The organism is Micromonospora sp. SCSIO 07396 (assembly GCF_053667945.1).
Map to the genome: position 1 here is coordinate 2,081,058 of NZ_CM132210.1, position 25,130 is coordinate 2,106,187.

The window sequence follows — 25,130 nt, forward strand, 5'->3', positions numbered from 1 at the left end:
AGGGACGATGTTCTTCGATGTGACGCCGCTGCCACCAGATCGTGGCACCGATGCTTGTCCAGTCATTTGCGGTTTTATTTCCAAACTGTTTTCCGGCAACGATGAAGTCCCTGGTAGTGGAAACCGATCCTTCCCATATCCCACTATGTGGAACGACCCTTGCCATCGATTGCGGTGTACATCAAAGATCCGTATTGGTATTCATGCCGTCATTGCCCATCGATTAGCTGTGGCATTCGTGAGGCGAGGTGGGATTGGTTTCCGATCTTTAGACTCCCTGGTGGGGCGCGGATAGGTCGCCGACCGTGCATCCGTCCCACCCGCCGCCACTGACCTCGGCGGTGACCGCCGACCGGGCGACGAAGCCCCGCAGGCGTCACCGATAGCGGCTCTGGGCTGGCAAAACGCCACCCCATGACGACGGTTGACGTACTCCCTTAACGAACGTTTCACGCGCAGTCCGCCGGGTGGTCATACCTGCCCGCGGCGCGCGATCTGCGGGGGCGATTCCTCCGGCAGTACCGACCTCACACAGGCCGCGACCAGCCGGGACGGCCATCACCGCGACGATGGTCAGGCCCGGCGGGGCAGGCCTTCCCAATTCTCCTTCCGGATCGGCGGTAATTGTGCGTAGCCTGCTTCTTCTTGCCCTCGTCGGCCTCGGTGCGCAACTGGTCGACGGCAGTCTCGGGATGGCGTACGGCGTGACATCCACCACATTATTGCTGGCTCTCAACACAGGGGCGGCGAGCGCTTCGGCGACCGTCCACCTGGCTGAGATCGGCACCACCCTCGTCTCCGGCGCCGCCCACTGGCGGTTCGGCAACGTCGACTGGACGGTGGTCCGCCGGGTCGGCGTGCCGGGTGCGGTCGGGGCGTTCGCCGGGGCGACCTTCCTGTCCAGCCTCTCGACCGCGACCGCAGCCCCGATCATGTCGCTGATCCTGCTGGCCCTCGGCCTCTACGTGCTGATCCGGTTCACCGTCGCCGGCCTGCCCCGCGACCGGGTCGGCCTGCCCCTGCGCAAGCGCTTCCTCGGCCCGCTGGGGCTCGTCGCCGGTTTCGTCGACGCCACCGGCGGCGGTGGTTGGGGGCCGGTCGGCACCCCGGCGATCCTGGCCAGCGGCCGACTGGAACCCCGCCGGGTGATCGGCTCGATCGACACCAGCGAGTTCCTGGTGGCGGTCGCCGCCAGCCTGGGCTTCCTGGTCGGCATCGGCTCGGAGAACATCAACTTCGGCTGGGTGGGCGCGCTGCTGCTCGGCGGCATGATCGCCGCGCCGATCGCCGCCTGGCTGGTGCGACTGGTCCCGCCCCGGGTGCTCGGCTCCGCCGTCGGCGGGGTCATCGTGCTGACCAACATCCGGACCCTGCTGCGCAGCGAGTGGATCGACGCTCCGGACGCCGTCCGGTACGCCTGCTATCTGGTCGTCGCGGTGCTCTGGGCGGCGTCGGTGACCTGGTCGCTGCGCCGGCACCTGGCCGACCGGCAGGCCACGCCGGTCGCCGTCGGGCCGGAGAACGGCACCGGGGAGCCCGCCACCGCGTCGAGTTGACAGCTCGGCCGACGGCTCCTCGACCTCCCGGCCCCCGGGCAGGTCGAGGAGCCGTCGGCGACCCGCCCCGGGGGCAGCCGTGGCCTCAGGGCGCGGCGTGCTCCGCCGTCGGCAGGCCCGCGAGCGCCGGCGCACCCGTGGGTGGTGAGCGTCGTCGCCGTGCCGTCGGGCAGGATGGCGTGCACTGTCGTCAGTGGAGGGGGCGCCTGATGAAGCTGATGCGGGTCGGCCCGGCCGGCGCGGAACGGCCGGTGCTGTACGCCGACGGCCGGTACTTCGACCTGTCCGCACTCACCCCCGACATCGACGGCGCGTTCCTCGCCTCCGGTGGCCCGGACCGGATCCGGGCGGCCCGCGACCTGCCGGAGCTGGACGTCACCGGGCTACGGGTCGGTCCACCGGTGGCCCGCCCCGGCGTGGTGCTCTGCGTGGGGCAGAACTACGCCGCGCACGCCGCCGAGTCGGGCGTCGCTCCGCCCGGGACCCCGATCGTCTTCTACAAGGCGCCCAACACGGTGGTCGGCCCGTACGACGACGTGCTGGTGCCCCGGGGCGCCACCGCCACCGACTGGGAGGTGGAGCTGGCCGTGGTCATCGGCCGGCGAGCCCGCTACCTGGAGTCGCCCGCGCAGAGCCTGGCCCACGTCGCCGGCTACCTGGTCGCCAACGACGTGTCCGAACGCGACTTCCAACTGCGTGACTCCGGTGGCCAGTGGTCCAAGGGGAAGTCGTGCGAGACGTTCCAGCCGCTCGGCCCGTGGCTGGTCACCCCGGACGAGATCCCCGACGCGCAGGACCTCCGCCTGCGGTCCTGGGTCAACGGCGAGCCCCGGCAGGACTCGCGCACGGCAGACATGATCTTCGACGTGGCGTACCTGATCTGGCACCTGTCGCAGTACACGGTCCTCGACCCGGGCGACGTGGTCAACACCGGTACGCCGGAGGGGGTGGCCCTGTCCGGCCGGTTCCCCTACCTGCGCCCCGGTGACGTGGTGGAGGTCGAGGTGGAGGGCCTGGGCCGGCAGCGGGTCACCATGGCGGCGGCCTGACCGGCGACGGGTGAGCCGGCGGTCGGGAGCCGGGGCCGCGGCCCCGGGTCAGCGGACCAGCCGCAGGCCGGACATGCCCCCGTCGACGGCCAGCGCGGTGCCGGTGGTCGCCCCGGAGACCGGGGAGGCCAGGAACGCCACCGCCTGGGCGACCTCGTCGGCGGTGACCAGCCGGCCGGTGGGCTGCCGGGCGGCCAGCCGTCGCTTCTCCGCCGCCGGGTCCTGCGCGTTGGCGAGCAGCCGGGCCACCCACGGGGTGTCCACCGTGCCCGGCGCCACCGTGCAGACCCGGATGCCGTCGCCCACCAGGTCGGCGGCCATCGCCAGGCTGAGCGCGTGCACCGCGCCCTTGGTGGCCGAGTAGACGGCCCGGTCGACCAGGCCCGCCGTCGCGGCGATCGAGGTGATGCTGACGATGGCGGCGCTGGTCGAGCGGCGCAGGTGCGGCAGGGCCGCCCGGCAGGCGCGGGCCACCCCGACGACGTTGACGTCCAGGCACCGGTGCCACTCGGCGTCGTCGGCGGCCTCCACCGCACCGACCGCGCTGACCGCCGCGCAGTTCACCAGCACGTCGAGACCGCCCAGGGTCGCCGCGACCCGGTCCATGGTCTGCTCCAGCGGGGCGGTGACGTCGGCGGTGAGCCGCAGGTGCGTCCCGCCGGTCCCGGGATCGCGGTCGAGCACAGCGACGCGGGCCCCGCGCGCGGCCAGCAGGTCGGCGACGGCCGCGCCGATGCCCGAACCACCCCCGGTCACGGCGGCCACCAGGCCGCGGAAATCCGTCATCTCGGCACCTCGTCGACGGGCGGTGGCGGCCGGGGGACGCCCACCCGCGCCCGACGCCCACCGGGCCGGCACGCCGCGACGGCCGCCGGGCCGCCCCCGCCGGTGCGCCAGGATGCCGCACCCCGCGCCGACTGCATAGATCATATAGAATCCGTCAATCACGTCCCGGGCTGGCGAGGGGGCGTGACGAGGGGGCACGGCGAGGAGGCAGGGCGAGGGGGCACGGTGCGCATCGCGTTGTTCGTCACCTGCCTCAACGATGCGTTCTTCCCCCGGGTCGGCATCGCCACCGTGACCCTGCTGGAGCGGCTCGGCCACACCGTCACCTTCCCCGTCGGGCAGAGCTGCTGCGGCCAGCTGCACGCCAACACCGGCCACCGCGCCCCGGCCCGTGACCTGGAACGGCACACCGAGGCGGCGTTCGCCGGACACGACGTCGTCGTCTCGCCGTCCGGCTCCTGCGTGGCCCACCTGCGGGCGCACACCCGGCTGCCGGTGCACGAGCTGTCCGAACTGCTGGTGGACGTGCTCGCGGTGACCGACGTGGGGGCCCGCTTCCCGCACCGGGTCACCTACCACCCGACCTGCCACGGGCTGCGGATGCTGCGGCTGGGGGACCGGCCGCTGCGGCTGCTCGCCGCCGTACGTGACCTGGAACTGCTGGCGCTGCCCGAACCGGAGCAGTGCTGCGGCTTCGGCGGCACCTTCGCGCTGAAGAACGCCGCCGTCTCCGCGGCGATGCTCGCCGACAAGTGCGCCCACGCGGTCGCCACCGGCGCCGACTACCTGGCCGCCGCCGACAGCTCCTGCCTGGCCCACATCGGCGGTGGCCTGGCCCGACGCCCCGACGCCCCGCGACCCATCCACTACGCCGAGATCCTCGCCGCCACCGGGCCGGGGGTGACCGGATGACGCCCCCGGCCCGGCGGCGACTGCCCATCGTGGCGGCCACCCCGTTCCCCCGGGCGGCGGCCGGCGCGCTGCGCGACGCCCAGCTGCGGGCCACCCTGGGCCGGGCCACCCGCACCATCCGGGACAAGCGGGCCGCCGTGGTGGCCGAGGTGCCCGACTGGGAACGGCTGCGCGAGCGGGCCGCCCGGGTCAAGGACGACGTCATCGACCGGCTGCCCGAGCTGGTGGACCAGTTCGCGCGGGCGGCCACCGCCGCCGGGGCGACCGTGCACCACGCCGTGGACGCCGCCGCCGCCAACGCGCTGGTCACCGAGCTGGTACGGGCGCAGGGCGTCGACCGGGTGGTGAAGGTCAAGTCGATGGCGACCCAGGAGATCGGCCTCAACGAGGCGCTCGCGGCGGTGGGTGTCACGGCGGTCGAGACCGACCTGGCCGAGCTGATCGTGCAACTCGCCGACGACACCCCGTCACACATCCTGGTTCCGGCGATCCACTACCACCGGGGGCAGATCCGCGAGCTGTTCACCCGCCGGATGCCCGGCTTCACCGCCGACTCGGACGACCCCGCGGTGCTGGCCGGCGCCGCCCGGGAGTACCTGCGGCGTACCTTCCTGTCCGCCCGGGTCGCCATCTGCGGGGCCAACTTCGCGGTGGCGGAGACCGGCTCCCTGGTGGTCGTCGAGTCCGAGGGCAACGGGCGGATGTGCCTGACCCTGCCGGACACCCTGATCGCCGTGGTCGGGGTCGAGAAGCTGCTGCCCCGGTTCACCGACCTCGGCGACTTCCTGCGGCTGCTGCCACGCTCGTCGACAGGCGAGCGGATGAACCCGTACACCTCGATTTTCACCGGGGTGACGCCCGGCGACGGGCCGCGCCGGCTGCACGTCGTGCTGCTCGACAACGGTCGTCGCCGGATGGCGGCGGACCCGGTGGGTCGGGCGGCGTTGCGCTGCATCCGCTGCTCGGCCTGCCTGAACGTGTGCCCGGTGTACGAGCGGGTCGGCGGCCACGCCTACGGCTCGGTCTATCCCGGCCCGATCGGCGCGATCCTGTCGCCCCAGCTCACCGGGCAGGACGCCGGCCACAACGCGACCCTGCCCTACGCCTCGACGCTCTGCGGGGCCTGCTACGACGTCTGCCCGGTCAAGATCGACATCCCGGCGATCCTGGTGCACCTGCGCCAGACGGGGCCGAAGCCGGCAGCCGAACGCGCGGCGATGGCGTGGCTCGCCTGGACGATGCGCGACCGCCGACGGTGGCGGGCGGCGCTGCGCACGGCCCGCGCCGGTGGCCGGCCACTGCGGGTGCTCAGCCGGCGGCACGGCGGGCGGCTGCGCCGGGCACCCTGGCCGCTGTCGGCCTGGACGGCGCACCGCGACGCCCCGCTGCCGGCCCCGGAGTCCTTCCGCGACTGGTGGCGTCGGACCCATGACTCCTGAGCTGGGTGCGCTCTTCGCCGCCCGCGCGGGTGACTACCGGGCCGGGGTGCACCGCTGCACCCCGACCGACTTGCCCGACCTGCTCGCCACCCTGCTGGCCGGGGCCACCGCCGTGGTGCTGCCGCCCGCGACGCCAGCGCAGTGGACCGCCCGGCTCGGCCCGCCCACCCTCCCCGGTGACCTGCTCACCGCCACCGAACTGGACGCGCCCGGCCTGGCCGTGCTCACCGGCTGCGCGCTCGCCGTCGCCGAGACCGGCACCCTGGTCCTCGACGGCGGCCCGGCGCAGGGCCGCCGGCTGCTCACCCTGGTCCCCGACCACCACGTCTGCGTGGTCCGGGCCGCGCAGATCGTGGCCGACGTGCCCGATCTGGTCGGCGCGCTGCCCGACCCCACCCGCCCGATCACGATGATCTCCGGCCCGTCCGCGACCAGCGACATCGAGCTGAGCCGGGTGGAGGGCGTGCACGGCCCGCGCCGCCTCGACATCGTCTGCCTGCCACCGGAGTAACCCACCCACCCACCCGCCGGTCGGCCCGCCGTCGCGGCCGGGGTGCGCGCCCCGGCTACCCTCGCCGCCGTGGACGCTGTGGAGATCGAAGCACCCGTGGTCGCCGTCACCGTGTACCCGGACCGGGCCCGGGTCACCCGCCGGGCGAGCCTGCGGCTGGCCGCCGGTGAGCACCGGCTCCGGATCGCCCCGCTGCCGATGCGACTGCGCCGGGACTCGCTGCGCACCGGCGGCGCCGGCGCGGTCACCGTCCTCGGCGTGGAGGTGAGCACCTGGCGGCAGGCCCGCAGCACCGACGCCCAGGTCGACGCGTTCACCCGGAGGGCCCGGGAACTGGCCGACGAACTCGCCGAGACCGACGACGCCGCTGAGGTCGAGACGCAGCGGCAACAGTTCCTCACCCGGCTGGCCGAGCGGGCCGGCGGCACGTACGCCCGCACGCTGGCCGCCGGTGACACCGCCCCGACCGACGTGACGGCCTTCGCCGACACGGTCGCCGCCCAGCTCACCGAATCCCACCGCCGCCGACGCGCGCTGGTCCGGCGGCACACCGACCTGACCGAGGAACTGTCGGCCGTGCAACGGCAGCTGGCCGACGCGGGCGGCAAGCAGCAGCCGGACCGGCTGGCCGCCGACGTGACGGTGGCGGTGGACGCCGACGACACCACCGTGGACCTGGAGCTGACCTACCTGGTCGACGGGGCACGCTGGCAGTCCTCCTACGACCTGCGGCTGGTCGGGGACGCCATGACCGTCACCTGGTCGGCCCTGGTCACCCAGGACACCGGCGAGGACTGGCCGGAGTGCGCGCTGCAGCTCTCCACCGCCCGCCCGGCGGCGGCTGCCGGCGTACCGGAGTTGTCGCCCTGGTACCTCGACCGGGTCCGGCCGGTGCCGGTGCCGGTGGCGCGGGCGGCGGCGAGCTTCGGCGCGCCGCCGCCGCCCGCGCCGGGCGTGGCCCCGGCCGGCGGCGGCGGGGCGGCCCGCGCGGGCGAGCCGCGCCCGATGGTCCGGGAGAGCGTCGCCGAGATCGAGCAGGGCGTCACCGCCGCGACCTACCGGCCGGCCCGCCCGGTGGCGGTGCCCGCCGACGGCAGTGCCTACCGGGCCGTCATCGCCGTGCTGGACCTGCCGGTCCGTCTCGACCACGTGACCGTGCCGCTGCGGGCCGCCGAGGCGCACCTGCGGGCGACGGTCCGCAACACCTCCACGCACACCCTGCTGCCCGGCCCGGCGGCGGTGTTCCACGACGCCGACTTCGTCGCCACCACCCGGCTGCCGACCTGGGCGCCGGGCGAGGAGACCGAGGTGGCGCTCGGGGTGGACGACCGGGTCCGGGTGGAACGCGAGCTGACCCGGCGCTCGGACACCCGGGCCGCGCTCGGCTCCACCCGGCGGCGGGACGTGGAATACCGGATCAGCGTCGCCAACCACACCCCGCGACCGGCGACGGTGGAGGTCCACGACCAGCTGCCGGTCTCCCGCGACGAAGCGGTGACCGTCCGCGAGGCCACCGTCGTCCCGCCGCCGGACGAGCGCACCGACCTGGGCGAGCTGACCTGGCGGCTGCGGCTCGGGCCGGGGGAGGGCGGCGACATCACCCTCGGGTTCCGGGTCGAACTCGGCAAGGGCGTCGAGCTGGCCGGCTGGCGGGAGTGACCGTCGCTCACCCCGCGGCGGTCACCGCCAGGGTGGCGACCGACGGGTGGACGGGGCCCTCGGCGTCGTCGATCGCCACCGCCAACCCGCCGGTGGCCCCCGGCCCGGTGGGGGTGGGCACCCGCAGGGCCGGGCCGCCGTCGACCCGGGCCGCCGTCACGCCGTCGCGCACGGTGACCGTGACCCGGTGGGTGGCGGCCGGGTCCAGCGTGGCCTCGGCGACCACCCGGCCGGCACGCAGCACCGCCACCCGGCCATGGGTCACCCGGACCGACACCGTGGCGTCACCGTCCACCCCGACCAGCACTGTCACCGTGCCGCCGTCGGCGCGCAGGCCGCGCACCGTGGCGTCGGCCGTGTAGCCGGTCCAGTCCGCGCTGGCGTACGCGAGCAGGGTGCCGTAGGCACGGCGTGGGCTGTCGGCGGGGAACCGGCCGGCGGTCAGCGGGGACAGCTCGGTCATCGGCTCACCGTGCTGGTCACGCCAGTCCCAGGCGCGGGCGAACGGGTCGGTCACCACGGCGGGCACGGCCGTGCGTTCGACGACGGCGCTGACCAGTTCGGCGGCCGTGGTCCGGGCGTACACCTCGGCCCGCTCGACCTGCCCGTCGGCGGCCGACCGGCGGCTGCTCGGCTGCGGGGCGAGCGACTTGTTGGTCAGCGCGGCGACGAACCGCGTGGCGATCAGGTCGCGGCTGAACGCGGCGGCCTCCGGGTCGGTCGTCGCGTCGCCGATCTCGGAGAACGGGTACGCGAACAACTGCGGGCGGGGCAGCCGGTGGTCGGTGAACGCGGCGAACATCGCGTCGAAGTCGGCGGTCAACCGCTGCCGGTAGTCGGCCAGGCTCTCCTGCGCCCCGGTGGCCGGTTCCCACCGTCGGTGGGTCAGCGGGGAGCCGAGCCGCCCCGGCGCGGTCTGCACCCGGGTGTGCAGGTCGTGCGTGTGCGCCTGGAAGTCCCACCGGCCGGAGCGCCGCATCCGGTCGATCTCCGCCCAGCTCAGGTAGTACGGCCGGTGGGTGCCCACCTGCCCGGTGATCAGGTAGGAGGCGGCCACCATCCGGTGTCGTTTCAGGATCGGGTCGGCGTACGACCACAGCCCCCGGGTGCCGTCGTCGAAGGTGAGGTAGACCGAGCGGGCCGGCACCTCGCCGCCGCGCAGGTAGTCGACGTACTGGGCCGAGGAGATCGTCCGGTAGCCGGCGGTGCGCAGGGCGGTGAGCTGGGCGTCGAACGCCTCCGGGGTGACCACGTAGTGCTCCCGGCCGGTCGGCCCGGTCGCCTCGGGGTCGTCGCCGTGCGGCCGGATGTCGTGGTAAGCGACCACCACCGGCGCGGCCCGGTCCGGCAGCCGCCCGGCCGTCTCGGTGAAGCGGCGCAGGTCGGCGGGGTCGACCCGGGTGACCGGGGTGTCGTGCTGCCCGCTGACGTGGCGGCGCAGGTCGTCGAGGTACCAGGACACCCCGAAGGGCGCCGCCACCACCAGCAGGGTGACCAGCGACAGCAGCCCGCCGAGCGCGCGGGGCCACAGCCGGCTCACCGGAGCACCTCGCCCCGGGTGAACACCACCGCGTAGAGCAGCACCAGCGTCCCCGCTCCGGCGAGGGTGAGCGCGACCCGGGCCAGCCGGGTCAGCACCCGCCGCCCGGCGTTCACACCGTGCTCCGCGACCACACGCCACGCCGGATCGTCCCCACCGACCAGGGCAGCAGCCAGGACAACATGGTGGCGGACAGCACGCTCATCAACGGCCGGTACGCCCAGCGCGGGTCACCCGGGTTGTCCAGCCGGTAGGCCAGCCCCCACGCGGTGCCCTTGAGCAGCACCCCGCACAGGTAGAGCAACGGCACCGCCCACCAGCCGCGCAGCGGCGCCCAGACCAGGTGGGAGAAGGCCATCGCCGGGGCCAGCGCCACCCACAGCGCGTGCCCGTAGTAGAGCGCGGCCGGGCCGGCGCCCCGCCGCCACATGAACGTGCCGGTGAAGAAGAGGTTCCGCACGTAGCTCTTCTTCCAGCGGGTCTGCTGGCGCAGGAACGGCCGCAGCCGGGCCGGCACGGTGGTCCACACCTTCGCCGAGCGGACGTAGCCGACCCGCCAGGCGCGCGGCGGATGGTCCTCGTCGCGGACGAACGGGGAGTCGGCGAACCGCGCCTTGAGCCGGTCGCCGATCCAGCGTTGCCCCAGCACGTAGCCGGTGAGCTGCCGGTCGGTGGCGAACCGGAACTCGCCGCCGAGGAACCGGTCGGCCGCCCAGGCGGGCAGGTAGTTGAGCACCGCCTCCCGCCGGAACACCGCCAGCGGGCCGGAGACGCAGGTGACCGCGCCGAACGACGCCTCGGCCGCCTTGGAAATCCGGAACTGGCCCTCGTACCAGACATCCTGCACCCGGCTGAGCAGCGACTCGTCGGGGTTGAGCGCGCGGGCGTGGCCGCTGACCGCGCCGAGGTCCGGTCGCCGCAGCAGCGCCTCGACGCAGCGCCCCACCGCGTCCGGGGCGAGCACGCAGTCGGAGTCGGTGAAGGCGAGCACGTCGCCGGTGGCGTACCGGGCGGCGTGCACCAGGGCCCGCTTCTTGCCGACGTTGCGGGGCAGGTGCAGCACGGTGACCGGGAGTTCGGCGGCGAGCCGGTCGAGTACCTCGGCGGTGCCGTCGGTGGAGCCGTCGTCGACGACGATCACCTGCAACGGGCGGTGGTCGCTGCCGGTCATCGACCTGACGCACGCCTCGATGCCGTCGGCCTCGTCCTTGACGGCCACCAGCAGGCTGACCGTCGGGGCCGGCGGCAGCGGCGGGAACGCGGCGCCGTGCCGGGGCTGCGCCGGGGCCTCGGCGGGGTCGACGTAGCGGGCGTAGGCCAGGTAGAACACGGCGACGGTGGCGGTGAGCACGGCGAAGCCGTAGAACGCCAGCAGCGGGGCGTACGGCAACTGGGGCAGTTGCCGGGCCAGTAGCACGATCAGCGGCAGCAGCGCGAGCACGGTGAGCAGCCGACGCAGGCCGCGCCGGACGGGGGCGGTCGCCGGCATCTCAGACGACCTCCCGCCGGGGCAGCCCGGCCAGCCGGTAGGTGGCGTCGAGCACCATCGGTTGCCCACGCAGCCACGCCTCGTCCAGGCCGGACTGGCGGGTGTGCACGACCACCAGGTCCCACTCCCGGTCGGCCGGGTCGGCCACCCGGTGCAGGGTGTGGCCGTCGGGGGTGCGGACCGTGTCGACGAGGTCGTCGACGAAGCCGACCTGCGCGCCGGCCCGGATCAGCTCACCGATGATCTCCAGCGCGGGGGACTCCCGGACGTCGGCGACCCCGGGCTTGTAGGTCACCCCGGCGAGCAGCACCCGGGCCCCGAGCAGGGGGCGGCCGGCCCCGGCGAGCAGTTCCCGGATCCGGTCGACGACCCGGCGGGGGCGGGCGGCGATCCCGCGCATCGCGGTCTCGATCAGGGGTGCCTCGCGGCGCTGGCCACGGACCTGCCAGAGCAGGTAGTGCGGGTCGCACGGGATGCAGTGCCCGCCCACGCCGGGGCCGGGCTGGAAGGCCATGAAGCCGTACGGCTTGGTGCCCGCCCCGTCGATCACCTCGGTGACGTCCAGGTGCAGGTCCCGGCAGAGGTCGGCGAACTCGTTGGCCAGGGCGATGTTCACCGCCCGGAAGGTGTTCTCCAGCAGTTTGGTCATCTCGGCGGCCTCGGGTGAGCCGAGCCGGTGCACCAGCGGGGTGATCCGGGCCAGCGCGGCGGCGGCCCGCGCGGTGCACTCCGGCGTGGTGCCGCCGACCACCCGGGGGGTGAGTTCCTGCCGGTGCCGGTCGTTGCCGGGGTCGACCCGTTCCGGGGCGAACGCCACGAAGACCTCCTGCCCGACCCGCAGGCCCCGGGCGGCCAGCGGCTCGACCAGCAGTTCCCGGGTGGTGCCGACGTAGCTGGTGGAGGTGAGCACGATGGTCTGGCCGGGGCGGGCGTGGGCGACCACCGCCGCACAGGCCGTCCGCAACGCGGTGAGGTCGGGGGCGAGGTGCCGGTCCACCGGGGTGGGCACGCAGATCAGCACCGTGTCGGCGTCGGCGATCTCGGCGACCGCGGTGGTGAGGCGCAGCGCCGGGTCGGATGCCCGCAGCGTGTCGCGCAGCCGGTCCCGGTCGTCGTCGAGCAGGTCGGCCCGCCCGGCCCGGATGTCGTCGAGCCGGGCCGGGGAGATGTCCACCCCGGTGACCCGGGCGCCGCCGGCGACCAGGGCCAGGCTGGTCGGCAGGCCCACGTAGCCGAGGCCCACCACGGCGGTACGCGCACCGGGTCCGGCGGCGACGGCGGCCGGCTCCGGCGGGGCGACGGGGGAGGCGGGCGCGCTGGTCGGGAGGTCGGCCCGGGCGGCGGGCAGGAGCTGCGACATGGTCGGTGGCCCTCACGGAAGGTGAACAGTGGTGACCCCAGAGTGCCGACCCGGCCGCCCCGTCGACTGTCCGTCGAACAGCCGTCCGGCCGCGGAAAGGCTACGGTGGGTCACCGTCCGTTCGGTCAGTTTTCGGCGTCGCGGCAGCCCGGACGCGTGGTTGCCGCCCGGGTGTCCTGACTCGCGGTGGTCCCAGTCGTCCCACCAACCCCATAGGTCACGGTGCTGTCGGCGGTCGACGTCGAGTAAGAATCATCACTGGCGGTGAACCGCCGGCCGTGTTCCGCCGCCCTGCCCCGCCGGCGCGGCGGGCCGCTGTGGTGCCCCGGGGTGGTGCCGCACCCCCCGGGGCGGTCCGTCGGTCGCGGTCCGCAAAGCCTTGCCGGTCGCGGGTGCGGACCGGTGCCGGGCGGGCGGGGTGGCGCGGTCCGCCGGACACGTGCTGGCATGCCCATCGATGGTCACCGACGGTGAGGTCGTCGTGCCGTTGTCGGGGCCCCGCCGGGTGGCGGGACGACGCCCGGACTTTGTCGCCCGGGTGGGCTAGCCTCCGGTGTCTTCTTCCGTCGAGACGTGGGGAGTCCACATGGGATGGTCAGAGGTGTCGGGTGGCTACCAGGTCACTCTCCGCGACGGTGACGTCGTCGCCCGGAACGCCAAGGGGCGGGAACTACGTTCCGTGCCGGCGTCCCTGCGCGACGATCCGACGGTGGTGGGGCTGCGGCAGCTCACCGAGTGGCTGACCCGGCACGAGACCCAGTGCCGCACCGACATCGAACGCTGGATGGTGCGTTCGCTGCCGGTGCCGGTCGCGGTCCTGACCGAGGTGTGGCCGGACGAGACGTGGCGCTCCGCGCTCACCGACCTGGTCGTCGCGGTGCTCGACGACGACGGCCGGCGCGACCCGGACGGCGTGGGGCTGCTCCGCGAGGTGGTCGACGGCCAGGTCGGTCTGGTCGACCTCGACGGCGACAGCGTCCGCCGCAGCGCGGACCGGGTGGTCATCCCCCACCCGGTCACCCTCGACGACCTCGACGACCTGCGGGAGTTCGCCGCCGAACTCCAGGTGCGACAGTCAGTCGACCAGCTCTTCCGGCAGACCTGGGTCCGGGGCGCGGACGTCGACGCGACGGCGACCCGCTACGGCGGCTACGCCGGCGGCCGGTACGACCAGCTCCGGCACCTGACCGCCCGCGCGACGTCGCTCGGCTACCCGGTACGCGGTGGCAACGCGGTGTGCCGGATCGTCGAGAACGGCGTCACCGTCGAGGCCCGGTCGTGGGTCGGTGCGGACGACCCCTACTACGAGACCGAGACCGGTGATCTCGTCTTCACCGACCGGCACGGCACCGCCCTGCCGCTGGGCGCGGTCGGCCCGGTGGCCTGGTCGGAGGGAACCCGGATGGCCGCCGCGTTGTACGCCGGCCGGGTCGTGGCAGCAGAGCAGGAGGAGGACCAGTGAGCGTCGACGCGACGGACCTGTTGGAGGCGGGCGCCGTGCTGCCCGTCGGCACGGTGGTGGCCAAGGACGACACCACCGACACCCTGACCGCCCGCCGGTACACCCATCCCGTCCTCGCCGGACGGACCGTGGTCCGGCTGGTCAGCGACGCGCTGGGCGAGGCCGAGGACCTGTCCATGGAGTTCCTGGGCTTCGACCGGCCGCAGCGGGTGACCCCGGTCGGCGTGGTCCGCCAGCAGGCGCTCGGCTTCCCGGCCTGGGCCCTGGTCCACGACCCCGCCAACGGCCACCACGCGCTCGCCCTGGTCAAGGAGATCGAGCGGCTGGCCCGCATGGCGCGTTCCCGGGTCGGCCCGGCCAAGGACGGCTTCAACGCCCTCGGCGAGCGGCTGGCCCGGTCGGTGCCGCACTTCCTGCCGACGTTCTACGAGGAGGCAGGCCGGGCGTTCCTCGCCGCCGACAGCGTCACCCACGCGGCGACCATGTTCGGCAAGGCCCGCGACGCCGAACGCGCCTACGCCCTGACCATCGACGAGGACCGCCAGCACGCCGTGTTCCTGGAGTTCGCGCTGGCCGGGGCGTTGACCGCGAAGGCGCTCTCCGGCCATGCCCGGGACCTCGCGGCCCGGCGTACGCCCGCCGACGCGTACGCGATGTTCCTGCGGCTGTGCGTGGAGCGCACCCTGGGCGGCCTGCCGCCGTACGCGGCGATGCACACCGACCTGCGTCGACTGGCCCGCGCCGCCGGCCTCGACCCGGCCACCGAGGACGAGCGGGTGCTCGGCGAACTGCTGGCCGCGCCGGCCCTGCACCGGGCCCCGGAGGCGTTCTGGACGGCCTACCGGCAGCCACTGGCCCGGCTCGCCACGACCGACCCCGCGCTGCGCGGCCGGCTGCTCGGGCTCACCCCCCGCAACTGCGGCGACGACGTGTGGCTGGCGGTGCTGGAGGAGGCCGACGCCACCAGCGCGCTGACCGGGCCGGCTGGTGCCGTACCCGCCGAGGCCGAGTCGCCCGACGGGCCCGCCGGCTGGCTGCGCCGCTTCGACGAGCACCGGGAACGCCGCTCGTGGCGGGTCCGCAAGCGGCACCCCGGGCTGCTCGCCCTGGTGGAGCGGATGGCGGGACGGCTCAAGGCCGACGGGGTGCCGGTCGAGCTCTGCCGCGCCCACGACGCCGTGGACCTCGACCTGCTCGACACCTGCCTGGCGCTGGGGGTGCCCGTCGCGGACCCGGCCGGCGACGTCCGGCACCGGCTGGACAACTGGTTCTCCGACGACACCGACGGCCGACGTGACCTGGTCGCCGTCGCCGCCGACCCCCGGTTCCTGCCGGTGCTGGTCGAGGGCGTCGAACGGCGACTGCGCACCGGTGGGCGCGACCAGCACGACCCGACGCCCCGGGTACGCGAGATCGTCGCGGTGCCCGGCCTGCGGACCGCCCTGCGCAGCTGGCTGGACACCCTCGCCGACGCCGTCGGGCGACAGGGGCTGCCGACGCTCGACCAGCACCTCGACCGGGTCGGCACGGTCGCCTGCCCGACCGGCTTCGCCGTCAACCCCGACGCGGTACGCCGGCTCGTCGACCACGACCTCGGCCCGGTCCTCGGCCGTACGCTGCGCTCCGGCCTGCTCGACGAGTACGGCTGGCCCGCCCTGGACACCGCCGCCGAACGGCTCACCGAGTCGACGTCGGACATGCAGCTCACCGGGCAGTGGCCGAACCTGCTGCTGCTCACCGGCGACCTGGTGACGGTCATCGGGCCGGACGGGGTGGAGCAGGAACACCTGATGCGGATCCCGGCCGGGGAGAACCGGTACCGCTGGCGGCTGGTGCTGCGCCACGTCGACGGGCAACTGCTGGTCTGCTGGGACCGGGGCCGGGACCGGGCCGCCTACTGGAGCGGCACCCCGGACGACGTCTTCACCCTCGCCGACGACGCCTTCACCACCTACCCCCAGCTGTCGCTGCCGCTGCCCGGCGGCGGGCGCACCATGGGGCGGCGTCCGTTGCGGGTCGGCGACCGGGCCGAGCGGACCGGTGGCCGGATCATCAGCGACGGCACCACCTACTGGGTCCGCGCCGCCGACAACCCGCTGGGCTGGCAGGAGTACGACCCGACGACGGGCGAGCGTGGCCGGTTCTCCCGGCCGACGTTCTTCGAGGACGGCACCGTCGACGGTCGACCCCTCGACGCCGGCACGTCCTGGCTGCGCCCCACCGAGTCGTCCGACAGCCCGCTGGGCCGCGCCGACGGGCTGGCCGGCTGGCGGGTGCGACGCGCGGCGGACGGCGGCTGGTCCGGCGAGGCCGTGAACGGGCGGTCCTTCGCCCTGCCGGCGGGCACCGCCGACGGCAGGCTCGCGGCGGCGGTGCGGTTCCCCGGCGCGGACACCACCTTCGGGCTGCTGCACGGCGGCCGGGGCGCCAACGGCGACCTGCTGCTCTGCGCCGAGGACGGCTTCCTGCTCGGCCGCTACCCGTCCGGCGGTGAGCGGTCCGCCTTCGCCGCCGGCAGCCGGTTGGTGCCGCCGGCGGAGTACTGGCACTTCCTGCGGCCCCGCGACGAGGCCGGCTCGGCGGCGCTGCGCGGCGTCACCGACGCGCAGGCCGGCGCGCTGCTGGCCGAGGCGGCCGGGCTGGACGCCGACCAGGTGCGTGCCCTGGTCGCCCGGCACCTGCCGCAGCTCACCGCGCCCGCCCTCGTCGCCGGGGTCGCCGGGCTCGTCACCCGGGCCGCCGAGCAGGTGGCGCGGCTGCGGACGCTGGCCGCCGTGCTCGACGGCGAGCAGGACAACGCCCTGCCGGCGCAGGAGGCCCCGGTCGGATCGCCGGCCGTCGACCGGCTGCTCTCCGAGGGGCTCGCCGGGCTGATCCAGTACTGCTACGCCGCGGAGGACAGCTCCCTGCGGCTGATCTCCCGCGCGGGTGCCGCGCTCACCGGCACCGACCCGACGCCTGCGCGGGTGCAGCTGGACGGTGACCTCGACTGGTTCGACCTGCTGGGGGTGCTGCCGGCCGCGATGTACCGGGCGGTGGCCCCGATCTGCCTGTCCGAGGTACGCGAGGCGCTGCTGACGCTGCTGGAGGTGTGCGCCCGCTCCGGGCTCCTCGCCCCCGGCAGCCGGCTGCGGCGGGCCACCCTGGTCGCCGACGCCCACCAACCGCTCGACCAGGTCCGGGGGCAGGTGCTGACCGTGGGCGGCCGGCGGTTGCTGGTGCTCGCCGTCGACACCGACGACCGTGAACTCGACGTGCTCGACTGGACGCCGACCGGACGGTTCTCGGCGGTGCCCGGCTTCCGGATCACCAAGGAGGAGATCCTGCCGACCGGTGACGTCACGCCGCAGCGGATCGACGGGTTCCTCCGGCTCGCCCGGGCCAACGAGCCGATGGAGTGGCAGCCCGAGTGGGCCCGCACCCTGTCCGAGGCGGCGGGCATGAGCCACGCCGAGGCGGTGCTGCTGCTGGCGGGCCTGCCCCGGCTCGTGTGGGGGCAGGCCCCCGCCGAACTGCTGACCATCCTGGAACTGCCCGACCCGGCGGCACCCGCCGCGGCGGCCCGGTTCTGGGGCACCGGCGGTCGCGGCCGGCAGGCCTTCGCCAGCCTGCTCGGGCGGCTGATCCCCGAGGACCCGGCGCGGCTGTGGGTCGACGGGCCCCGACAGGATCTGATCGTGCAGGAGTGGGTGCGGCGGCACGGGCCACGGCGACCCGTGTCCGACGAGTTGATCGTTCAGGTGGACCGGGCCGAGGTGACCAGCCCGCTGCCGGCCTCGACGGTGCTCCACTGGGTCGCCAACGCGGCCACCGGCCGGTGGCTGGCCGGAGCCGACACCGGAATCGACGACGACGACGCGCTGATCGCGCTGACCAGGACGCTGCCGTGGCTGGCGTACCACCTGGCCGTCGACGACCCGATGCGGGCGGCGCTGCCGGTCGCCGCCGACCTGGCCCGGCAGCGGCTGGCCGACCCCGGCTTCACCCTCTTCGTCGGGCACGTCGACGAGGCCAAGCTGTCGGCGTTCACCGCCGCGTTCGGCCTGCCGGTGACGACCGGCCCGGCCGGCACCGAGGTCGGCCCGGTGCTGATCCCGCCGACCAACCGCTGGCACCGGGTCCGGTTGTACCCGTCGCGGCTGTCCGGAACGGACGATCCCGCGCTGGCCGTGCTGCGGGCCCGCCTCGACCACGTCAACGAGCAACTGCTCGCGGCGCTGCGGGCGCTGCTCGGCGGCCAGCTCACCGAGGTGGTGTCGCACGTCGTCCCGGCGATGGACGACGGCTTCGCGCAGGACCCGACCCGCTCCGACCCGGACCTGGTCGCCACGGTCGCCTCGACGCTCGGGCTGGGTGCCGACGCGGCGGCGCTCTACCTGCAACTGCTCGCCCTGCCCGACCCGACCGACCGCAACGTGGCCCGGTGGACCGGCTGGAAGCCGGCCCGGCTCAAGGCGGCCCGCGCCGAGTTGGCCGCCACCGGGCACGTCGTGGCGGCGAAACGGCCCCGGGCCGGACGGTCGCTGTTCCTGCCCGGCGGCTGGTTGGCGCTCAAGGCGCCGCTGCTGCCGCTGGAACGGTGGAAGCTCCCGCTGCTGATCGGGGGCGAGGGCGGCGTGACCGCGCTGGGCATCGTCTCCCCGGTGGCCCCCCCGCCCCGGCTGTTCGCGCTCGCCTGGGCCCGGGTGTGCGCGGGCGACGCACCCCGCTTCGACGATCTCGTTACGGAAAGGCGCCGATGAGCACCACGACCACCCCGGCGGCCCGGCAGGTCCAGCCCGCCGAGCATGCCCACGCCGCCGAACTGGCGTTCCTCGCCGCGTACGACGACGGGCCCCGGCCGCCGGGCTGGCGGTTGACGCCGCGCGCGGTCGTCACGTTCATCGTCGGCAGCGGCGGCGTCGCCCTGGAGCTGCCCCGGTCGGCCCGCCGCGACGAGCTGCCCCGCACACTGACCGTGACCGCCAAGTTCGTCGGGGAACGGGCGCTGGTCGAACGCTGCGTCGTCACCCTCGCCGGGGAACGGGGCCTGCTGCTCGTCGGCGAACCGGGCACCGCGAAGTCGATGCTGTCGGAGCTGCTGTCCGCCGCGATCTGCGGCAGCAGCGAACTGGTCGTGCAGGGCACCGCCGGCACCACCGAGGACCAGCTCCGCTACGGCTGGAACTACGCGTTGCTGCTCGCGCACGGGCCGAGCGCCGCCGCGCTGGTGCCCTCGCCGATCCTGTCCGCGATGCGCACCGGTGCGGTGGCCCGGGTGGAGGAGATCACCCGCTGCCTGCCGGAGGTCCAGGACGCCCTGGTGTCCATCCTGTCCGACCGGCGGATCGCGGTGCCGGAGCTGTCCGGCACCGCCGACGCCACCGTCCCCGCCGCGCCCGGGTTCACCCTGATCGCGACCGCCAACCTGCGCGACCGGGGGGTGTCGGAGATGTCGGCGGCGCTCAAGCGCCGGTTCAACTTCGAGACCGTCGGCCCGATCAGCGACCTGGCCCAGGAGATCGCCCTGGTGCAGCGGCAGGCCCGCGCCACCCTGGAGCGGGTGCACGCCCCGTTCGCCGTCGACGACGCCGTGCTGGAGGCGCTGGTCACCGCGTTCCGCGACCTGCGGGCCGGGCAGTCGGTCGAGGGTTGGGAGGTGGAACGGCCGTCCACCGTGATGAGCACCGCCGAGGCGGTGGCGGTCGCGTCGTCGTTGGCGCTGGCGGCGGCCTACTTCCCCGGCGACCGGGACGTGGTGTCGCTGCTGCCCGGCCACCTGCTCGGCGTGGTCCGCAAGGACGACCCGGCCGACGGGGCCAAGCTGCTCGGCTACTGGGACGGCGCGGTGCGGCGACGGGCCGAGGACGGCGCACGCCTGTGGCGGCGGCTGTGGGAACTGCGCGATGTCCTCACCGACTGACCCGCCCGCGCCCGCCGCCGGGGAGCCGACGGCGGTCGACCCCACGGTCGCGGTCGCCGCGCTGGCCGGGCACCGCCGGCCGTACCTGATCGGGGTACGGCACCACTCGCCCGCGCTGGCGGTGGCCCTGCCCCGGCTGCTGGCCGGATACCGCCCCGAGGTGCTGCTCCTGGAGCTCCCGCCGGAGCTGGGGCGGTGGCTGCCGTGGCTCGCCGACCCGGCCACCGCCGCCCCGGTGGCGCTGGCCGGGGTCCTCGGCGACGGCGGCGGGCCGGCGTTCTACCCGTTCGCCGACTTCTCCCCGGAGCTGGTCGCGGTGCGCTGGGCCGCCCGTAACGGGGTCCCGGTCGTACCGTGTGACCTGCCGCTGGCCGACCCGGCCTGGCGGCAGCGGGAGCCGGGTGCCGCCCCGACGCCGGGCCTGTCGTTCGCCGGCGCGCTGCGCGCCGCCGGCAGCGGGCGGGCCGACGAGGACCTGTGGGATCGGACGGTCGAGGCCCGCGCCCCGGGCGCCGACCCGGAGGCGGTACGCCGGGCGGCGCTCGCGGTCGGTTGGGCGCTGCGCGCCGACGCCGAGCGGGGGTCCGGGGTGTCCCCGCTCGATCTGCGCCGCGAGGCCCGGATGCGGCAGTGCCTGGCCGAGGCGGGACAGCGTCGGGTCGCCGCCCTGGTCGGCGCGTTCCACGCCCCGGCGCTGCTGGCCGGGGAGGAGGCCCCGGCACCGGCCGACCCGACCGGGGCGTCAGCGGTGGTGACCTCGCTGGTGCCGTACACGTTCGGGCTGCTGGACGCCCGGTCGGGCTATCCGGCAGGCATCCGTGACCCGCAGTGGCAGCAGTCGGTCCTCACCGCCGACGGCGACCCGGCCGCCGTCGAGTCGGCTACGACGGACGCCGTGGTGGCGGTCTGCGCGGCGATCCGCCGGGCCGGTCACCCGGCCGGCCCGGGGGAGGCCCGGGAGGCCGTCCGGCTCGCGCTCGACCTGGCCCGGCTGCGCGGCCTGCCCGCGCCCGGCCGGGGCGAACTGGTCGAGGCGATCCAGAGCGTGCTGGCCCACGGCGAGGTGCTCGGCCGGGGCCGGGCGGTGGCCCACGCGATGGAACAGGTGCTCGTCGGGGACCGGCGCGGCGTGCTGGCCCCCGGCACCCCCCGCTCCGGGCTGGCCCCGGCGGTCCGTGAGCTGCTGGCCGGGCTGCGGCTGCCCGGTGCCGGCGACCCGGCCCGGGAGCTGCGGCTGGACCCGCTGCGCTCCGCCCTGGACCGGCGGCGGGAGGTCACCCTGCACCGGCTCCAGGTCTGCGACGTCGCGTACGCCGAACAGGTCGGCGGCACGGGCGTCGGCGGGGTCGACGCGGTCACCACCCGGTGGCGGGTGCAGTGGTCGCCCCGCACCGAGGCGACGATCGAGGTGGCCGGGCTGCGTGGGGTGACCCTCGGCCAGGCCGCCGAGGGCGCGCTGGTGCAGCGGCGACGGCGGGAACGCGCCGAGGACGGCCCGACCGTCGCCGCCGTGATCACCGGCCTGGCGGACGCCGCCCGGTGCGACCTGAGCGGGCTGGCGGCCCGCCGGCTCGCCGAGGTGGCGGTCACCGTGCCGGCCGAGGGCACCCTCGGTGAGCTGGTCACCGCGTTGGCGCTGCTCGACCGGCTGCGTCTCGGTCAGCTGCCGGGCGGTGCCGACTTGCCGCCGGACGAGCTGGGCCGGGTCGCCGAGGCGCTGGAGAGCGCGGCGGTCCGGCAGGTCGACGGGCTGACCGGCGCCCAGGACGTCGCTGACGCCGAGGCGTTGGCCACGCTCGCCCAGCGGGCCGACGCGGCCGGGGCGGGGCTGCGACTGGCCGACTGCCTGGCCCGGCTCGCCGCCCGGGGCACCCCGCTGATGGCGGCCGCCGCCGGGGCGGTCCGGGTGCTGCTGGGCCTGCGGGAACCCGCCGCCTTCGGGCGACTCGTCGCGTCCTGGGTGGACACCGCGTCCACGCCCGCCGGGCGGCAGCAGCTCCAGGGCCACCTGACCGGGCTGCTGGTCGTCGCCGAACCGCTGCTGCGGGCCAGCGGCGAGGTGTTCGACGGGCTCCTGGAGCGGGTCGAGACGCTACCCGACGAGGAGTTCCTCAGCCGGTTGCCGGCGTTGCGCGCCGGCTTCCACGTGGTCAGCCCGGCCGGCCGGGACCGGCTGCTGGAGGTGGTCCGGGGGCGGCTCGACGACACCGGCCCGGACGCCGACATCGCGGTGCTCGACGATCCGGACGCCCTGCTGATCCGGTTGCGTGCCGACGCGGCGGGCCGCCTGGCGCTCCAGGCGCAGGGCCTGCTCGCCGCCGAGCCGCCGGACCCGTCGCCGGAGCCGCCGACGGCCGCCGACGCGACGCGACCGGCCACCCGGTCCACCCCGGCCGGCGGGTTGTCGACGGTGGACCGGTGGCGACTGGTGCTCGGCCGGGAGTCGACCCGGGTCGGGCCGCGCGCCCGCCGGTACGCCACCGCCCTCGACGAGCTGTACGGGGCGGGCCGGGGCGAGGGGGCGGCGGCCGAGGCGGCCGGTCGCGCCGGTCGGGAGGCCTCCTTTCCCGGCGTACGGGAGTGGGCCGGGGAACTGTCCGCCCTGTTCGGCCCCGGGGTACGCGAGGAGGTGCTGGCCCGGGCGGTGGAGGCGGGCCGGCTGGACGCGGCCACCGAGCTGGACCCGGCGGCGGTCCGCCCGTCCGTCGAACTGCTCCGCGACCTGCTCACCCTCGCCGGTGGGCTGCCGGAGTCCACGGTGGCGCGGCTGCGTCCGCTGGTGGCCCGGATCGTGGCGGAGCTGACCCGGCAGTTGGCTGCCCGGCTGCGTCCGGCGCTGACCGGGTTGACCACCCCGCGTCCCACCTACCGGCCGGGCGGGCCGCTGGACCTGTCCCGGACGCTGCGGGCCAACCTGGCCACCGCCCGTCGTGACAGGCGGGGCCGGCTGACGCTGGTGCCGGAGCGGCCGGTGTTCCGCACCCGGGCCCGCCGGGGGGTGGACTGGCGGCTGGTGCTCGTCGTCGACGTCTCCGGGTCGATGGAGGAGTCGGTGATCTGGTCGGCGCTCACCGCCGCCGTGCTGGCCGGCGTTCCGGCGCTCAGCACCCACTTCGTCGCGTTCTCCACCGAGGTGGTGGACCTGACCGAGCGGGTGGACGACCCGTTGGCCCTGCTGCTGGAGGTCAGCGTCGGCGGGGGCACGCACATCGCGGCCGGGCTGCGTTACGCCCGGTCGCTGGTCACCGTTCCGCAGCGGACGATGGTGGTGGTGATCAGCGACTTCGAGGAGGGGTACCCGATGGGTGGTCTGCTGGCCGAGACCCGGGCACTGGTCGAGGCGGGCTGTCAGGTGCTGGGCTGCGCCAGCCTGGACGACACCGGCCGACCCCGGTACTCGGTGGCGGCGGCGGGTCAGCTGGTCGCGGCGGGGATGCCGGTGGCCGCGTTGAGCCCGCTGGAGCTGGCCCGGTGGGTCGGGGAGCAGGTGCGGCAGTGACCGGCCTGCCGCCGGTGACCGCCCCGGTGCTGGCCGAGGCGTTGGACGCGCTGCCCGCCCGGCTACGCCGCAAGGTCGACGACGCGGTCGTCCGGGCCGGCGGCTGGCCGGTGACCGGCATGGACGGCGGGGTGACGGTCCAGGTCGACGAGGCGACCACGGTGACCCTGGTGACGGTCGACGGGGTGGTGCGCCACGCCGCCGACGCCCGGTGCAGTTGTCTGCTCGCGCCGAACTGCCTGCACCGGATGGCGGTGCTCGCCCTGGCCCCGGTGGACGAGGCGGCTCCGGTGCACGACGCGACCCCGGTGGATGAGGCGGCTCCGGCCGCCGACGCGGCTCCGGGGGACGAGGCGGCTCCGGGGGACGGGGCGGCCCTGCCGCGGGCCGTCGACCCGGGCGCTGTCGACCCACCAACCGGGTCGACAGGTGCCGCGGTGCCGGCCGGTGCCGGGTCGCCGCCCGCACCCACCGGGCGGCAGCGGGCCGCCGCCGACGGGTTGTGGCAGGTGGGCGTGGCGGTGCTCGCAGCGGGGACCGTCGGCTGCGGGGTGGTGCTGCGGACGGCCCTGCTGCGGGCGGTGCACGAGGCGCGGGCCAATGGCCTGCACCGGGCGGCGGCCTCCGGCACCCGGGTCGCGGCGGGGCTGCGGGCCGCCCGGGAGGGTGAACCCCAGCACCGGCTGGCCGATCTGACCGACGACCTGCGGGAGCTGCTGGCGGTGTCCCACCGGCTGCGTGGGGACGCGCCGGCCGGTGAGCTCGGCGCGTTGCTGGGCACCGCCCGGCGGGCCTACGACCCACAGGCCGGCCTGCGCCTGTACGGGCTCTGCACGGTCCCGGTGGTGGCCGATTCCGGGTACGCCGGGGTGGTCACCTACCTGGCCGACCGCGACTGTCGACTTTGGATGGTCGCCGACCTCGCCCCGGGGGACGTGGGCCGGGCCGCCGGTGCGGGTGACGCGACGGTGGCGGTGGGCGAGTCGGGGCTCAGCCACCGGCAGCTCACCCGGGCCGGGCTGGTGGTCTCCGGCGGCACCGCTTCGGAGTCGGGGCAGTTGGGTGCCGGCCGGGCGGTCCGCGCGGCCCGGGCCGCCGGGGTCGGCTGGGCCGACGAACCCCTCGCCGGGCTCTGGACGCAGCCCCTGCCCGACCAGGTCCGGCGGGCCTTCGGCGCGGTGGCCGTGCCGCTGCCGGAGCGGCCCGCCGGTGCCGACCTGCTCTTCCTGACCGTACGGGTGCTGGGCGGGCACGAGCACACCGTCCTGGTCGACACCGCCGACGGGGTGGTCCTCACGCTGACCGTCGCCGACGAGCACGCCGCCCTGCCGCACCGGGCCAACCTGCGCCTGCTGGGGCAGGCGGTGGGGGCGCGGCTGCGCCTGGTGGGTCGTCTCGATCCGACCCGCCGGGCGACCGTCCAGGCGCTCGCCGTGGGACCTGTCGACGGCGACGGGCCGGGGCTGGCCCTGCCGGAGAGCTGGGCGGGTCACGCCGACCTCGGCTACGACCGGCTGCACACGAGCCAGCTCAGGACGGCTGATGGCGCGTCGGCGGTGCCACCGCCCGACCGGCTTCCGGACGCTGCCGCTCCCCGTCCCCGGCTCGGCGATCCCGCCCTGGGGCTGCTGCGTCGGCAGGTGGAGCGGGTCGTCTCGGGTGGTCGGGCGATCCAGGCGTTGGCCGACCCGACGGAGCGGAGGCTGCGTTCGGCCCGCCTGGACCTGGGCGCGCACCTGCTCGCCGCGATGGGATCGGCGGCCCGGTCCCGGCCCCGGGACGCCTTCGGGCGGCTCACCGACGACGACGGGCAGGCGTTCGCCGAGTCCTGGCTGGCGTTGGCGGTCTACGAGGAGGCGGCGTCCCGGGCGTCGGCGGAGGCGTGCTGGCTGCCCTGACCGTCCGCGCCCGGGTGGCACACCGTCAGCGGGTGTCGACGCCCCGGCGCGGTGGAGCTGGCGGTCAC

General features: G+C 75.7%; 15 protein-coding genes. 11 read left to right on the top strand and 4 right to left on the bottom strand.

Annotated features, from left to right (window positions below; all coding sequences use genetic code 11):
- Positions 1-626: 626 nt before the first annotated feature.
- The gene (locus ACWCHM_RS08845; RefSeq protein WP_204961987.1) at positions 627-1,556 is read left to right on the top strand and encodes a sulfite exporter TauE/SafE family protein; all 930 of its coding nucleotides are present in this window, start codon (positions 627-629) and stop codon (positions 1,554-1,556) included.
- A 209-nt stretch (positions 1,557-1,765) separates the two neighbouring features.
- Entirely contained in the window at positions 1,766-2,605 is an 840-nt protein-coding gene (locus ACWCHM_RS08850) for a fumarylacetoacetate hydrolase family protein (RefSeq protein ID WP_454222028.1), read from the top strand.
- 48 nt (positions 2,606-2,653) lie between these two features.
- Here ACWCHM_RS08850 and ACWCHM_RS08855 read toward each other — a convergent pair whose 3' ends face one another.
- Complete coding sequence (locus ACWCHM_RS08855; RefSeq protein WP_421488124.1) at positions 2,654-3,391, bottom strand: SDR family NAD(P)-dependent oxidoreductase; 738 nt, start codon at positions 3,389-3,391, stop codon at positions 2,654-2,656.
- A gap of 225 nt (positions 3,392-3,616) precedes the next feature.
- On the opposite strand from ACWCHM_RS08855, the gene ACWCHM_RS08860 reads away from it, so the two are divergent.
- The 4 genes from ACWCHM_RS08860 (at position 3,617) to ACWCHM_RS08875 (ending at position 7,912) form a co-directional block, all read left to right on the top strand.
- Positions 3,617-4,303, top strand: coding sequence for a (Fe-S)-binding protein (locus ACWCHM_RS08860; protein WP_204961984.1), 687 nt, complete (start codon positions 3,617-3,619; stop codon positions 4,301-4,303).
- Positions 4,300-5,742 (top strand): lactate utilization protein B, encoded by a 1,443-nt coding sequence (locus ACWCHM_RS08865; RefSeq protein WP_454222029.1) that lies wholly within the window; start codon positions 4,300-4,302, stop codon positions 5,740-5,742. The genes ACWCHM_RS08860 and ACWCHM_RS08865 overlap by 4 nt, the downstream gene beginning before the upstream one ends.
- On the top strand, positions 5,732-6,253 hold the full coding sequence (locus ACWCHM_RS08870) for a LutC/YkgG family protein (RefSeq protein ID WP_454222030.1): 522 nt from the start codon (positions 5,732-5,734) through the stop codon (positions 6,251-6,253). Before ACWCHM_RS08865 ends, ACWCHM_RS08870 begins: the two co-directional genes overlap by 11 nt.
- A 69-nt stretch (positions 6,254-6,322) precedes the next feature.
- Positions 6,323-7,912 carry a DUF4139 domain-containing protein gene (locus ACWCHM_RS08875; RefSeq protein ID WP_454222031.1) on the top strand — a complete coding sequence of 530 codons (1,590 nt, stop codon included), beginning with the start codon at positions 6,323-6,325 and terminating at the stop codon, positions 7,910-7,912.
- Between the two features lie 7 nt (positions 7,913-7,919).
- Here ACWCHM_RS08875 and ACWCHM_RS08880 read toward each other — a convergent pair whose 3' ends face one another.
- From ACWCHM_RS08880 to ACWCHM_RS08890, 3 genes are all read right to left on the bottom strand, one after another.
- Complete coding sequence (locus tag ACWCHM_RS08880) at positions 7,920-9,452, bottom strand: polysaccharide deacetylase family protein (RefSeq protein ID WP_454222033.1); 1,533 nt, start codon at positions 9,450-9,452, stop codon at positions 7,920-7,922.
- A 112-nt stretch (positions 9,453-9,564) separates the two neighbouring features.
- Positions 9,565-10,941 (bottom strand): glycosyltransferase family 2 protein, encoded by a 1,377-nt coding sequence (locus ACWCHM_RS08885; protein WP_454222034.1) that lies wholly within the window; start codon positions 10,939-10,941, stop codon positions 9,565-9,567.
- 1 nt (position 10,942) lies between these two features.
- Positions 10,943-12,301 carry a nucleotide sugar dehydrogenase gene (locus ACWCHM_RS08890; RefSeq protein ID WP_454222036.1) on the bottom strand — a complete coding sequence of 453 codons (1,359 nt, stop codon included), beginning with the start codon at positions 12,299-12,301 and terminating at the stop codon, positions 10,943-10,945.
- A 586-nt stretch (positions 12,302-12,887) separates the two neighbouring features.
- Here ACWCHM_RS08890 and ACWCHM_RS08895 point away from each other — a divergent pair.
- Genes ACWCHM_RS08895 through ACWCHM_RS08915 form a run of 5 tightly spaced genes read left to right on the top strand, consistent with a single transcriptional unit; the run spans position 12,888 to position 25,062 of the window.
- Positions 12,888-13,763 carry a DUF4132 domain-containing protein gene (locus ACWCHM_RS08895; protein ID WP_454222037.1) on the top strand — a complete coding sequence of 292 codons (876 nt, stop codon included), beginning with the start codon at positions 12,888-12,890 and terminating at the stop codon, positions 13,761-13,763.
- Complete coding sequence (locus ACWCHM_RS08900; protein ID WP_454222039.1) at positions 13,760-18,505, top strand: hypothetical protein; 4,746 nt, start codon at positions 13,760-13,762, stop codon at positions 18,503-18,505. Before ACWCHM_RS08895 ends, ACWCHM_RS08900 begins: the two co-directional genes overlap by 4 nt.
- A complete protein-coding gene (locus ACWCHM_RS08905; RefSeq protein ID WP_454222040.1) occupies positions 18,502-19,665 on the top strand; it encodes an ATP-binding protein in 1,164 nt (387 codons plus the stop codon). Before ACWCHM_RS08900 ends, ACWCHM_RS08905 begins: the two co-directional genes overlap by 4 nt.
- Entirely contained in the window at positions 19,649-23,164 is a 3,516-nt protein-coding gene (locus ACWCHM_RS08910; RefSeq protein WP_454222041.1) for a vWA domain-containing protein, read from the top strand. Before ACWCHM_RS08905 ends, ACWCHM_RS08910 begins: the two co-directional genes overlap by 17 nt.
- Positions 23,161-25,062: a hypothetical protein gene (locus ACWCHM_RS08915; protein WP_454222042.1), complete on the top strand. Its 1,902-nt coding sequence runs from the start codon at positions 23,161-23,163 to the stop codon at positions 25,060-25,062. Before ACWCHM_RS08910 ends, ACWCHM_RS08915 begins: the two co-directional genes overlap by 4 nt.
- Positions 25,063-25,130 lie beyond the last annotated feature (68 nt).